We start from the raw sequence: 12,674 nt of genomic DNA on the forward strand, positions 1-12,674 counted from the left end.
GCTTGCCAGCGATGAGGCCATCAGCCCCAGCGCAATCTCAACTGAACTCCACCACCGGCATCTGCCGCTTCATCAACACCTTGCCGCCGCGAATCGAATACAGCGGCAGGCCTTGGCTGCGGATCACTTCGTAGTCGCTGTCCGCCGAGAGAATCAGCAGGTTCGCCGGGCGGCCCTGTTCGAGGCCGTAGCGCTCGCCCAGGTGCATGGCTTTGGCGCTGTTGTCGGTGACCAGATCCAGCGCGCTTTGCAGGTTGCGATAACCGAGCATGTGGCAGATGTGCAAACCCGCTTCAAGCACGCGCAGGATGTTGCCGTTACCCAGCGGATACCACGGGTCGACGATCGAATCCTGACCGAAACACACGTTCATGCCGGCTTCGAGCAGTTCGTTGACGCGGGTCACGCCCCGGCGTTTCGGGAAGTTGTCGAAACGTCCTTGCAGGTGAATGCTTTCGGTCGGGCAGGAAACAAAGCTGATGCCGGAATGGCCGAGCAGGCGGAACAGTTTGGCGCAGTAGGCGTTGTCATAAGAGCCCATCGCCGTGGTGTGGCTGGCGGTGACGCGGGCGCCCATGTCGCGGCTGCGCGCTTCTTCGGCAAGCACTTCAAGGAAACGTGAATGCGGATCGTCAGTCTCGTCGCAGTGCACGTCGACCAGGCAGCCCGTGCGCTCGGCCAGGTCCATGAGGAACTTCACCGAGCTGACGCCCTGATCGCGGGTGTATTCGAAATGCGGAATGCCGCCGACCACGTCGGCGCCCATGCGGATCGCTTCTTCCATCAGCTCGCGCCCGTTGCGGAACGATTCGATGCCTTCCTGCGGGAACGCGACGATTTGCAGGTCAATCAGCTGACGGCTTTCCTCGCGCACTTCGAGCATGGCTTTGAGCGCGGTGAGTTGCGGGTCGGTGACGTCGACGTGGGTGCGCACGTGCTGAATGCCGTGGGCTGCCAGGGCCTGAATGGTCTTCTTGGCGCGGGTCTTGGTGTCTTCTTCGGTGATGGTGACCTTGCGCTCGCCCCAGCATTCGATGCCTTCGAACAGCGTGCCGCTCATGTTCCAGCGCGGCTCGCCGGCGGTGAGGGTGGCGTCGAGGTGGATGTGCGGCTCGACGAAGGGCGGCACCACCAGATTGCCGCCGGCATCGAGGTCATCCGGGCCGAGGGTCGGCGCTTCGGTCTGACGGGCGATGCTGTGGATCAGTCCGTCTTCGAGGTGCAATTCGTGCAGGCCTTCCTGGTTGCGCAGGCGGGCGTTGATGATGTGCATCAGGCAAATCCTTTTTATAGGTCTTGTAGTGGTGCGCTGACGCGACGGGCGCCCAGCACACCGGTGACGATGACATACGTTAGCGCGGCAGCGGCAATGCCTACCAGCGGCGCGACCCAGGGCGAGCTGAACGCAGCGACGGTTCCGACCCCGTAGGCCCCGAGGCCCGGCCAGTTGAACGCTGGCAACCGTGCGTCGGCCAGACGCGGATAGTGCCCGCGCCAGCGGTAGAAGAAGTCAGCCATGATCACCCCGCCAATCGGCGGAATCACCGTGCCGAGCAGGATGAGATACGGCACCAGCATGTCGTACATGCCCAGCAGGGCGAGCAGAGTGCCGATCACCGCGCCACCGAGGGTCACGGTCTTGCGCCGCCCGGTGCGCAGCAGGTTGCAGCCGGCCACGGCGAAGTTGTAGATGGTGTTGTCCTGAGTGCTCCAGATGTTCAGCAACAGCATGGCCATCGCGGCCATGGCGAAGCCCTGCAACAGCAGCACTTCAACCACATCCGGCTGTTGATAGACGATCGCGCCGTACGCGCCGATCAGCACCATCAGGCCGTTGCCGATGAAAAAACCGATCAGGCTGGCCAGCACTGCCACTTTTGCCGAGCGGGAAAATCGCGTCCAGTTGGTGGCTTGCGTTGCGCCGCTGACGAAGGTGCCGAAGACCAGGGTGATCGCTGTCGACCAGTCCAGCGAACCGCTCGGCACCACGCTGAGCAAGCCTTCGAAGCCGCCAACCTTCACGGTCGCTGCCCACATCGACAGCATCAGCAGCAACATCATCGCTGGCACCGCGATGTACGAGAGAATTTCCAGTCCGCGATAACCGATGTACGCCGTGGCGCAGAAGCCGAGACCGAACAGCACCATCAGGACCAGCACGGTGCTTTCATCGAGATTGAAATACTTGCCGATCACCACCGCCGCCGTCGCCGTGCCCCACGCGTACCAGCCAATCTGGGTGAAGCCGAGAATCAGATCGCTGAGCTTGCTGCCGACTTCGCCAAAACAGAAGCGGCCCATCAGTACCGAATTGAGGCCGCTCTTGAAGGCGATGTAACCCAGCCCTGCGGCGTAAAGGCCCAGCAGCAGATTGCCAACAATGATCACCGCCATCATCTCGGCGAAACCGAACGCGACCCCGAGCTTGCCGCCGGCAAACATGGTCGCAGTGAAAAACGTGAAGCCCAGTAACACCATCGCCGTCGAGGCCAGGCCTTTGCGCGCGTGCATGGGGACTTCACTGAGCGGGTAATCGTTGCCGGGGGCGTTCTGCGTCATGGGGCAGTCCTTGCAGGAAGGGGAAGACGCAGAAGGGTTGCAGCGGTCGTGCCAAGCGGCGCAAGTGAACGAATGTGTAGACGCGACTGAGGTTTTCAGCGCGAAAGCAGTGCACTGAATGCACCAGGAGCCCAATGTGGGAGCGAGCCGTCATGGGGCTGCCCTCTTGGCGGGGAGCGGACAGCATAGGCATAAAAAAACAGCCGTGGAGGCTGTTTCTGAACTCAATCCGGCACTGAACCCTGTGGGAGCGGGCTTGCCCGCGATGGCGTCGGAACATCCAACATTGATGTGTCCGACACTCCGCTATCGCGGGCAAGCCCGCTCCCACAGGGTTTTGCAGTGGTCTTCGGATCGGCTTATTCGCCGCGATAGATGCAGCCGCTGGTGCACGTCTCATGAATGCGGATCGCGCTGAGTTCCGGCAGCAATGGCTTCATCTCATTCCAGATGAATTTGGCCAGCACTTCGCTGGTCGGGTTTTCCAGGCCAGGAATGTCGTTCAGGTAGTTGTGGTCGAGGCGCTCATACAGCGGCTTGAAAATCGCTTTGATCTCGGAGAAATCGCGAATCCAGCCAGTGTGCGGGTCGAGGTCGCCGCTCAGGTGCAGCGCGACCTTGAATGAGTGGCCGTGCAGGCGGCCGCACTTGTGGCCGTCCGGGACGTGCGGCAGGCGGTGGGCGGATTCGAAAGTAAACTCTTTGAAGATTTCCACGGTATTTTCGGCTCTGTTCAGATGGCGTTCGCCGCAGCGATTCGGGCAGGCGGCGAGTTTATCAGCTTGTCTTTGGCCGTGCTGACTAAAGGGTCAGCAAGCGGTCGGCGAGGCGACCGTTGGCCGTCAGCTCGAGGAATTCGTCACCCAGTCTCCGGCTCTCGTCCATCGCCCTGTGCCAGTATTTCTGCCGGCCCGGCGCATCGCCCATAAAGCGTTTGAAGTCATTTCGATCGGGCAGTTTGCCGTAGGGCAGGCGCGCCAGATATTCCTTCGATGGCGCGACCAGCAGCACATCCTGCAAACGCTGCACCGAAGCGCGGCGCCATGGCAGGGTCTTGTCGAACCAGCCGGGAATCACCCGATCGGTGAAGTGCGGATAGAGCACGATGCCATCGCCGCTGTAGGGCAGGTCGAGGTGGTAGTCGAGCAAACCGCCATCGCGGAACGTACCCGCGCCGGCGCCGGGCAGGTCGCGCACGCCTTCCATCACCATCGGAATCGACCCGGAAGCGAGCAGGGCCTGGCGCAGGTTGCCGGTATTGAGCGCAACGAAACGCGAGGGGAAATCGGTCAAGGCATCAAGCGGCGGCGCCAGGCGTGGATCGTGGATGATCAGCCGTTCGAAGTGCCGCGACAGCCGTGCACGGCCGCGCAGGTTGTCGGCGATCACCGAACCCAGCGCCAGACCGAGGCGCCCGCGATGGTCCTCGGCGAGGCGGCCCTGGCTTTTCACCACCATGATGTTCAAGCGGTAATCGGCGTTTTCAAGAATGCTCGCATCGCGGCCGTCGAGCAGGTCATTGAGCATGCGCTGCGAGCTCTGGCTGATCTCGGCCATGGTCACGCCTTTGTTGAAATGCTGCTCGGCGTACAGCTCACCGAGGCGGCGAATGCCTTCGGCGGCGTCCGGCAGGCAGGCGCTGGCAAAGCGCCAGGAACCCACCGAGGCGCCGATCAGCGAACGCTCACGCGGCGCACTCGGCAGCCACTCGCCGAACAACGCCAGATCGAGGCCCTGAATCCCCAACGCCTTCGGCCCACCGGCCGCACCGGGCAGGGTGCCGACGTCTGCGGCGAGCAATCCCTGCGCACGAATCCGCGCCATGGCCCGTGGGCCGGCCTTGAGGGTGAGGGCGGGAAACTTGATGTGGATGGCGGTCATACCGGTCTCGATCGTTAGCAAGCTGGCGATTATAAGCACATGTTGCAGGCCCATGTAGGAGTGAGCCTGTCCCACAAACGGGGCAGACGCAAAACCAGTGTGGGAGCGAGCCTGCTCGCGAAAGCGGCGGGTCAGAAACATCGCTGCAGCTGACACTCCGTCTTCGCGAGCAGGCTCGCTCCCACAGGGAATCTTGCCAACAGTGGGGCACAATGATGGCCATTCAGTTTCAGTTAAGTTGACCTCGCTATGGTGCCCACCGTAAGCAACATATAAGAATTCGGAGACACCCATGAAAACCCTGACTGCCCTGACCACTGCCTCGATCCTCGGCCTTGGCGCCAACACTGCGCTGGCGCGCGATCTCGGACCTGACGAAGCGCTTCGTTTGCGCGACGCTGGTACTATCGTCTCCTTCGAGAAGCTCAACGCCATCGCCCTGGAAAAACACCCCGGTTCGGAAATCACCGAAACCGAGCTGGAGGAAGAGTACGGCAAGTTCATTTACCAGATCGAACTGCGCGACCCGAAAGGGCTGAAGTGGGACCTGGAGTTGAACGCGGTCGATGGTGAAGTGCTCAGGGATCATCAGGATACGTAATGAAGCTGAATAGTCGCGCCACCCGCCTGACGGCGCTGGCGCTGGTGTTGTTGTGCAGCACGGCCATGGCTCGCGACCTCGATCAGGACGAGGCGCTGGCCCTGCGTCGCGATGGCGTGATCCTGCCGCTGGAGCAAGTGCTGCAGCAGGCCATGGATCGCTACCCCGGCGCCAAACTGCTGGAAGTCGAGCTGGAAGAAAAACACGACGTGTACATTTACGAAGTCGAATTGCTGACGGTCGAGGGCGTGGCGCGCGAGCTGCACCTGAAGGCCGATACCGGCGAGTTAGTCAAAGACAAGGAAGATTGATCGATGCGTTTGCTTCTGGTGGAAGACCATGTACCACTGGCCGACGAATTGCTCGCCGGCCTGCAGCGCCAAGGCTACGCGGTGGATTGGCTAGCCGATGGTCGTGACGCGGTGTATCAGGGCAGCAGCGAGCCCTATGACCTGATCATCCTCGATCTCGGCCTGCCCGGCGTACCGGGGCTGGACGTGTTGGCGCAGTGGCGCGCGGCCGGTCTGGCGATTCCGGTGCTGATCCTTACCGCGCGCGATTCCTGGGCCGAGCGCATCGAAGGGCTGAAAGCCGGCGCTGACGATTACCTGACCAAACCGTTCCACCCGGAAGAACTGTACCTGCGCATTCAATCGCTGCTGCGCCGCTCCAAGGGCCAGGCCAACCAGCCGACCCTGCAAGCCGCCGGCCTGCATCTGGACGAAGGCCGCCAGTGCGTGGTTCGCGACGGCGCCGACATCCAGCTGACCGCCGCTGAATTCCGCCTGCTGCGTTATTTCATGCTGCACCCCGAACAGATCCTCTCGAAAAGCCACCTCGCCGAACACCTCTACGACGGTGAGACCGAGCGTGACTCCAACGTCCTCGAAGTCCACGTCAATCACCTGCGGCGCAAGCTCGGCAAAAGCGTGATCGAAACCCGTCGCGGTCAGGGATACCTGTTCGGCGGACAAGCTTCATGAGATCAATCCAGCGCCGTTTGAGCCTGGGTCTGATCAGCGTGATGGTGGTGGTCGGTCTGGTGCTGGCGCAAACCAGCCTGTGGTTGTTCGAAGTCGGTTTGCAGCGCTACCTCGAAGCCGGCCTGCGCAACGACAGCGAAAGCCTGCTGGTTGCGCTGGTGCGCGGCCCGCAAGGTCTGCAACTGGATGAACGGCATCTGTCGCCGGCCTATCAGCGACCATTTTCCGGGCATTACTTTCGCATCGATTTTTCCGACAGCCACTGGCGTTCGCGCTCGCTGTGGGATCAGGAACTGCCGCTGCTGCAACACCCGGGGCTGCACAGCAATCTGCAACTGGGCCCGGGCGGGCAACGCTTGTTGATATTGCGCTCGGACTATCGACGCCTGGGTCAATCGATCTCGATCAGTGTCGCCCAGGATTACACGCCGGTCAGCGACAGCTTTCAGCGCATGCGCCAGATCGGCCTCGGTCTGGGGCTGGCGGCGTTGCTGTTGATCCTGTTCCTGCAACGCCTGACCGTGCGCCGCGCGCTGAAACCGCTGGAACGCGCGCGCGAGCAGATCGCTCAGTTGCAGCAGGGCCAGCGCTCGCAACTCGACGATCAGGTGCCGGTGGAGCTGGAGCCGCTGGTGGCGCAGATCAACCATTTGCTCGCCCACACCGAAGACAGCCTCAAGCGCTCGCGCAATGCCTTGGGCAACCTTGGCCACGCGCTGAAAACCCCGTTGGCGGTGCTGCTCAGCCTGGCCTCCAGCGACAAGCTCGATGACCATCCCGAGCTGCGCAGGATCCTCAAGGAACAGCTGGAACAGGTGCAGCAGCGCCTCAATCGCGAACTCAATCGCGCGCGGTTGTCGGGGGATGCGCTGCCCGGCGCGTTGTTCGATTGCGATGCCGAGCTGCCAGGGTTGCTGGCGACCTTGAACATGATTCACGGCGAGCATCTGGCCCTGAGCTACGTCGCACCGCCGGGTTTGCAGCTGCCGTGGGACCGCGAGGATTTGCTCGAACTGCTCGGCAACCTGCTCGACAACGCCTGCAAATGGGCCGATGCCGAGGTGCGCTTGAGTGTGATCGAAAGGTCTGACGGCTTTGCCCTGAGCGTGGAAGATGACGGTCCGGGGATTCCCGAAGAGCAGCGCACTCAGGTGTTCAGCCGTGGCACGCGGCTGGATGAGCAGACCCACGGGCATGGGCTCGGCCTTGGGATCGTGCGGGATATTGTCGATACCTGGGGTGGCTTGCTGGTGCTGGGCGAAAGCGAGTGGGGCGGGTTGAAAGTGGTGATTGAACTGCCTCGGCGGTGAGCCCTTGAAAAGCCCCTCACCCTAACCCTCTCCCAGAGGGAGAGGGGACTGATTGTGTTGTTCTTGAGAGATTCACCCACTTGAAATCCGAGTCGAACTCAGGACTTGAATGGCATGAAGATCGGCTCCCTTTCCCCCTCGCCCCCTTGGGGGAGAGGGCTGGGGTGAGGGGGATTGGAACTGACACCCCGCACTTGTGCATCAAACGCGAAACTGATCCATCAACCGCTGCTGGTGATTCGCCAGGCTGTTGAGCGACTGGCTCACGCGCGCCGATTCATTGGCCTGCCCGGACAGCGACTCGGTCACATCGCGAATCGTCGCCACGTTGTTGTTGATCTCCTCAGCCACTGCGCTCTGCTCTTCGGCGGCACTGGCGATTTGCAGGTTCATGTCGCTGATCACCGTCACCGCATCGCCGATCTGCCGCAGCGCCGTCACCGCTTGGCCAACCTGCTCGACACTGCCCTGGGCCTGACGATGGCTGTTGCCCATCGAACCGACCACTTCCTGCGTGCCGTTCTGCAATTGCTCGATGACCTGGCGGGTTTCCTCCACCGACTCCTGAGTGCGGCGCGCGAGGTTGCGCACTTCATCGGCGACCACGGCAAAACCGCGTCCGGCTTCACCGGCACGGGCGGCTTCGATGGCGGCGTTGAGTGCGAGCAGGTTGGTCTGCTCGGCGATGGCGCGGATGGTTTCCAGCACCGTGCCGATCTTCTCACTGTTGGCGGCCAGGCCTTCGACCTGGACCATCGCTGCGCTCATGTCGGCGGCGAGGGTGTCGATGCTCGCGGTGGTGTGGTCGATCACGGTCAGACCCTGGCGGGTGGCGCGGTCGGCGTCTTTGGCTGCTTCGGCGGCCTGGGCGGCACTGCGCGCGACGTCCTGGGCAGTGGCGCTCATTTCGTGGGACGCGGTGGCGACCTGATCGACCTGACGGTATTGCTGCTCCATGCCGGCGCTGGTCTGGGTGGCGATGGCCGAGGACTGGTCAGCGGTGTTGCGCGCGTCCTGCACCGAGCGCTTCACCTCGGCAATGATCGGTTGCAACTTGTCGAGGAACTTGTTGAACCAACCGGCCAACTGGCCCAGTTCGTCCTGCTTGTCGTAGGCCAGGCGCCGGGTCAGGTCGCCTTCGCCGCTGGCGATGTCTTCAAGCATGTGCGCCACACCGAGGATCGGCTTGGTCACGCTGCGCGCCATCAGCCACACCAGCAGCAAACCGATCAGCGCGGCGAGCAGGCCCAGGCTCAGTTCGATCAGCGTGCCTGAGGTATTGCTCGCATCCAGTTGCTGCTTGAGCGCTTCGGCACGGCTGACCAGGACTTGCTCCGGCACATCGAGCAACACACCCCACGCCGGTCCATCGGGAATCGGCTGGAACGGCGACAGCACTTTCAACTGGCCATTGCTGTGCAGGCTGCTCACGCCAGTGCTCGAGGCGAGCAGGCGCAGCAACTCGCTGCCGCTGGCCTGATCTACCGCATCCAGGCGCTGGCTGAGTTTGCCGGCATCCGGACTGTAACCGGCGAGCAGGCCGGCGGGGCTGACGATACTCACGGCGGTCTGACCGTCGTAAAGCTTGCGGCTGGCGTTCTGGCTGATCGCTTGCAGGCTATTGAGGTTGATGTCGACCGACAGCGAGGCGATGACTTTGCCATTGACCTGCAGCGGGAAGACGATGCTGGTCATCAGCACTTTCTGGCCATCGATGACATAGAAGTACGGCTCGATCACGCAGGGTTTGAGCGTGGTGCGCGGGCAGGTGAACCAGGCATTCGCAGCCTGACCGCTGGGGCCGGTGCTGGTGTCGCTCATGTCGCTTTCCGGCAGCGCCATCGAAGTGACTTTGCCCGGGGTCGGCTGCGACCAGTACAGGGCGAAACGGCCCTTGTCGTTGCTGCCCAGTTCAGCCTGATCGGCGAACAGTTCGTCCTTGCCGTCCAGCGCATTGGCTTCGAACACCAGCGACAGGCCGAGCAGGTCCGGGTTGGCTTGCAGCGCGGATTTGACCTGACGGGTCATGTCCTCGCGCAGGTCGAAGGCATCGAGAAAGCGCTTCTCGGCCTGCTCACGCAAAAACAGTACCTGCCGCGAGAAACCGTGGCCGTACTGATAGGCGTCCATGAATTGCTGACGAATGCCGGCGGCCTGCACTTCACCTTGCGATTCGATCCGCGCCTGCGCCGACTCGGTGAGCATCTCCATGCTCGAGGCCTTGACCAGCGCCGAGCTGTGTTCCATGCGATACAGCGAAAGACCGACCAACAGGGTCACGATACCGGCCAGGCAGAGGCCGGCGAGCAGGGTGATTTTCCATTGGATGGAAAGTTGTCTGAGCGACATGGAAAACATCCTTATCCGATAAATATCTGAGACTTTGCACTGTAGCGGCCGCGTTTCGGCTTTCTTTATGCCGTGAGCGCAATATGACCGATTGCCGCATGCGGGGCCTGTGGTCCTGTGATCCTGTGGTCCTGTAGTCCTGTAGTCCTGTGGCGAGGGGATTTATCCCCGTTCGGCTGCGAAGCAGTCGTGACACCTGCGTATTGATCGTTCCCACGCGCAGCAAAGGAATGCCTCAACGGACGCTCCGCGTTCGGCCCTGGAAGGGACGCGGAGCGTCCCGGGCTGCATTCCCACGCAGAGCGTGGGAACGATCAATCCCTCGCCACAGGGCTTTGACAGCGCCGCCACTCTGCGGCACAGTGCGCGCCCTCTAACAAGACCCTCTGTACAAATCCGCCGGCCAACCCCGGGCGGACTCATCCTGTCTGGCGGTGTGTTTCCACCCGCAGTGTTTTTTGAGGTAGTGAAATGAATGCAGTCATAGCAGCCGTCGGCGTCATGCTGATCCTCAGCCTGTCGCGCGTGCATGTGGTGATCGCGCTGATCGTCGGGGCGCTGGTCGGTGGCCTGACCGGCGGTCTGGGCATCGACGCAACACTCAAGGCGTTCAACAGCGGCCTGGGCGGCGGCGCGACGGTGGCGTTGTCCTACGCCTTGCTCGGCGCGTTCGCCGTGGCGATTGCCAAATCCGGCCTGGCCCATGCGCTGGCCGACAAGGCCCTGGCCATGGTGGATCGGCAGCACGCAACCGGCGGCGGTAACGTCAAATGGCTGCTGATCGGCCTGCTGTGGGTGGTGGCGATTGCCTCGCAGAACATCCTGCCGATCCATATCGCGTTCATTCCGCTGCTGGTGCCGCCACTTCTATATGTACTGACCAAGCTGCAACTCGATCGCCGTCTGATCGCCTGCGTCATGACCTTTGGCCTGATCACCCCGTACATGTTTCTGCCGGTGGGTTTCGGCAACATCTTCCTCAACGAAATCCTGCTGGCCAACGTCGCCCGCAGCGGCGTCGACATCAGCGGCATCAATGTCACCCACGCCATGGGCATTCCGGCGCTGGGCATGGTTTTCGGCCTGGCGATGGCGTTTATCAGCTATCGCAAGAAGCGCGTGTATGACCTGGCGAAGATCGAACAGGTCGAGCAGACGGCGGTGCACTACAACCCGCTGAGCCTGATGATTGCCGGTGTGGCCATCGCTTCGGCATTCGTGGTGCAGTTGCTGTTGGACTCGATGATTATCGGCGCACTGGTCGGCTTCCTGATTTTCTCGGTGTCGGGCATCGTCAAATGGCGCGAGACCGATGACCTGTTCACCGAAGGCATGAAGATGATGGCGATGATCGGCTTCATCATGATCGCCGCCTCAGGCTTTGCCGAAGTGATGAAGGCCACCGGGCAGGTGCAGACGCTGGTCGAATCGTCGGCGGCCTGGATCAATCACAGCAAAGGCGTCGGGGCTTTGTTGATGCTGCTGGTGGGCTTGCTGGTGACCATGGGCATCGGTTCGTCGTTCTCCACCGTGCCGATTCTGGCGGCGATTTTCGTGCCGTTGTGCGTGCAACTGGGCTTCAGCCCGATCGCCATCGTCTGCATCGTTGGCACTGCCGGTGCGCTGGGCGATGCCGGTTCGCCGGCCTCGGACTCGACCCTCGGCCCGACCTCGGGCCTGAACATCGACGGCCAGCATCACCACATCTGGGACACCGTCGTACCGACCTTCCTGCACTACAACCTGCCGCTGCTGGTGTTTGGCTGGGTGGCGGCGATGGTTCTCTAAACCACTGAACCCTGTGGGAGCTGGCTTGCCAGCGATGGCGTCGGCACATTCGTTATTCGTCTTTCAGACACACCGCCATCGCGGGCAAGCCCGCTCCCACAGGGACACGCAGTGCCTGCGGACTCAACTTTTGCCCCGGCGTGCCGTTAAAGCCTTTAACCACGCCAACAAAATCAAAAGAGTGAGTCCCCCGATGCGCCTGAGTCTCAAGGCTAAAGTCCTGTCCCTTGCCGTTCTGCCGGTGCTGCTCTTCGCGCTGGTCATCAGCGTGACCACGCTGTTCATCCTCCAGGAACAGGCGCGCAAGGAGGTCGAACAGACACGCGAGCGGCTGCTCAGCGACGCCAAGGCCACCCTGCAAAGTTACGTCGCCGTGGCCATTACCACGATCAAGCCGCTGTACGACGCCGCCGCACCGGGCGACGACGCGGCGCGGGCGCAGGCGATCAAATTGCTCTCGGGCATCCGCTACGGCAAGGATGGCTACTTCTTCGGCTACGACTCCGAAACCGTGCGCCTGTTCAAGGCCAACGACCCCGACGGCGTGGGCAAAAGCTTCAAGGACAACCGCGATCCGAACGGCGTCTACGTCAACCTCGGCCTGGTCAAAGTGGCCAAGGACGGCACCCACTATCTGCAATACAGCTCGCCGCTGCCGGGTAACGCCAAGGTGCTGGTGCCGAAACTTGGCTACACCGAATACCTGCCGAAGTGGGACATGGCGGTCGGCACCTCGGTCAACCTCGACGGCATCGAAGCGCAAGTGGCGCAGGTCGAGGCGCAAGTGCAGGAGCGCGTGCAAGGCGTGGTGCTGAGCATCGTCGGCGTTGCGGTGCTGGTGCTGTTGGTGATCGCGGCGGCGGGGATGCTGCTGGCCAACACCATTCTGCGCCCGCTGACCCTGATGAAAGCCAACCTCGATGATATCGCGGCGGGCGAGGGCGACCTGACCCGGCGCCTGAACATCACCAGTCAGGACGAACTCGGCGAACTGGCCGGCTCGTTCAATCGTTTCGTCGACAAGATCCACGGCCTGGTGCGGCAGATCACCGAGATGACCACGCAACTGACCGGTCTGGTCACCCAGGTCTCGGAACAGGCGCAGCGTTCCGATCAGGCCATGGAGCGTCAGCGCCACGAAACCGATCAGGTCGCCACGGCGATCAACGAAATGTCCGCCGCCGCCCAGGAAGTCGCCAAGAG

At 62.3% G+C, this 12,674-nt stretch carries 10 protein-coding genes and 2 pseudogenes; 6 read left to right on the forward strand and 6 right to left on the reverse strand.

What is annotated here, in order from left to right; all coding sequences use genetic code 11:
* Positions 1 to 37 precede the first annotated feature (37 nt).
* The 4 genes from codA to ACZZ0K_RS06585 form a co-directional block, all read right to left on the reverse strand.
* Complete coding sequence (codA, locus tag ACZZ0K_RS06570) at positions 38 to 1,273, reverse strand: cytosine deaminase (RefSeq protein ID WP_258706969.1); 1,236 nt, start codon at positions 1,271 to 1,273, stop codon at positions 38 to 40.
* A 14-nt stretch (positions 1,274 to 1,287) separates the two neighbouring features.
* Positions 1,288 to 2,559 carry a cytosine permease gene (gene codB / locus ACZZ0K_RS06575; RefSeq protein ID WP_252882381.1) on the reverse strand — a complete coding sequence of 424 codons (1,272 nt, stop codon included), beginning with the start codon at positions 2,557 to 2,559 and terminating at the stop codon, positions 1,288 to 1,290.
* Between the two features lie 359 nt (positions 2,560 to 2,918).
* The gene (queD, locus tag ACZZ0K_RS06580) at positions 2,919 to 3,275 is read right to left on the reverse strand and encodes a 6-carboxytetrahydropterin synthase QueD (protein ID WP_007915588.1); all 357 of its coding nucleotides are present in this window, start codon (positions 3,273 to 3,275) and stop codon (positions 2,919 to 2,921) included.
* A gap of 85 nt (positions 3,276 to 3,360) precedes the next feature.
* Entirely contained in the window at positions 3,361 to 4,440 is a 1,080-nt protein-coding gene (locus ACZZ0K_RS06585) for a patatin-like phospholipase family protein (RefSeq protein ID WP_258706968.1), read from the reverse strand.
* A 292-nt stretch (positions 4,441 to 4,732) separates the two neighbouring features.
* On the opposite strand from ACZZ0K_RS06585, the gene ACZZ0K_RS06590 reads away from it, so the two are divergent.
* Genes ACZZ0K_RS06590 through ACZZ0K_RS06605 form a run of 4 tightly spaced genes read left to right on the forward strand, consistent with a single transcriptional unit; the run spans position 4,733 to position 7,334 of the window.
* Positions 4,733 to 5,041 (forward strand): PepSY domain-containing protein, encoded by a 309-nt coding sequence (locus tag ACZZ0K_RS06590; RefSeq protein ID WP_016775414.1) that lies wholly within the window; start codon positions 4,733 to 4,735, stop codon positions 5,039 to 5,041.
* Entirely contained in the window at positions 5,041 to 5,352 is a 312-nt protein-coding gene (locus ACZZ0K_RS06595; RefSeq protein ID WP_016775413.1) for a PepSY domain-containing protein, read from the forward strand. Before ACZZ0K_RS06590 ends, ACZZ0K_RS06595 begins: the two co-directional genes overlap by 1 nt.
* 3 nt (positions 5,353 to 5,355) lie before the next feature.
* Entirely contained in the window at positions 5,356 to 6,024 is a 669-nt protein-coding gene (locus ACZZ0K_RS06600) for a response regulator transcription factor (RefSeq protein ID WP_016775412.1), read from the forward strand.
* Entirely contained in the window at positions 6,021 to 7,334 is a 1,314-nt protein-coding gene (locus ACZZ0K_RS06605; protein ID WP_236169379.1) for a sensor histidine kinase, read from the forward strand. Before ACZZ0K_RS06600 ends, ACZZ0K_RS06605 begins: the two co-directional genes overlap by 4 nt.
* Positions 7,335 to 7,535: 201 nt before the next feature.
* Here ACZZ0K_RS06605 and ACZZ0K_RS06610 read toward each other — a convergent pair whose 3' ends face one another.
* Complete coding sequence (locus ACZZ0K_RS06610; RefSeq protein ID WP_463559753.1) at positions 7,536 to 8,291, reverse strand: methyl-accepting chemotaxis protein; 756 nt, start codon at positions 8,289 to 8,291, stop codon at positions 7,536 to 7,538.
* Positions 8,292 to 8,393: 102 nt separating this feature from the next.
* Positions 8,394 to 9,692 (reverse strand): annotated as a pseudogene (locus tag ACZZ0K_RS06615) (methyl-accepting chemotaxis protein); the annotation flags it as partial.
* A gap of 462 nt (positions 9,693 to 10,154) precedes the next feature.
* Between ACZZ0K_RS06615 and ACZZ0K_RS06620 the strand changes: the two are divergent.
* Complete coding sequence (locus tag ACZZ0K_RS06620) at positions 10,155 to 11,471, forward strand: Na+/H+ antiporter family protein (RefSeq protein WP_024013513.1); 1,317 nt, start codon at positions 10,155 to 10,157, stop codon at positions 11,469 to 11,471.
* A gap of 193 nt (positions 11,472 to 11,664) precedes the next feature.
* Positions 11,665 to 12,441: pseudogene (locus tag ACZZ0K_RS06625) on the forward strand (cache domain-containing protein); the annotation flags it as partial.
* Positions 12,442 to 12,674 lie beyond the last annotated feature (233 nt).

The sequence above is a fragment of the Pseudomonas sp. AC255 genome, from assembly GCF_979258175.1.